Here is a 464-nt window from a genome sequence, read left to right as displayed (position 1 = left end):
CCGCCGCACCCGGCGGGCCCGGCGTCCAGCTCCGGCCGGCCGGGGCGCCCGAGTCGTCGAGCAGCAGGGTGTCCGGCGCGAGGGCGCCCAGGGTCTCCAGGTGGAACGCGCCCAGCGCGACCGGGTCGTCCACGTCGACACCGACGGCCGCCGCGCGCGCCACCAGGTCCAGGAGGTCGGGCAGCCGGTCCGGGTCGGGCCGGCCCAGGTGCAGCACCCTGCCGGTGAGGGTGGCCGGGTCGGGGGTCCTGCTCTCCCACTCCAGGGTCTTCACGGTCGCCCAGAAGAACCGGGCCCGCTCGGGCGGCCCGACGACCGCCTGGTCCGGGTCCAACCCCAGGAATCGGGCCGCCTCTTCGTTCACCTCCTCGTCCGTGAGGCCTTCCAGCCCTTCGGCCACGGTGGTCACGTGCGGCAGGGTCACGAGGCCGGTGAGCACGGCGCCGGGGTCCCGGCGCACAGCG

General features: G+C 76.9%; 1 protein-coding gene. It reads right to left on the bottom strand.

Features of this window, described 5'->3' with window-relative positions; translation table 11 throughout:
• On the bottom strand, positions 1 to 409 hold a 409-nt coding region (locus tag LPA54_RS37970; RefSeq protein WP_228984957.1), incomplete at its 3' end, for a hypothetical protein.
• Positions 410 to 464: the final 55 nt, after the last annotated feature.

This window comes from Streptomyces sp. DH12, from assembly GCF_020873895.1.
Classification (GTDB): Bacteria; Actinomycetota; Actinomycetes; order Streptomycetales; family Streptomycetaceae; genus Streptomyces.
The sequence above is the reverse complement of the archived record's forward strand: the minus strand, read 5'-3'. Positions and strand labels throughout refer to the sequence as shown.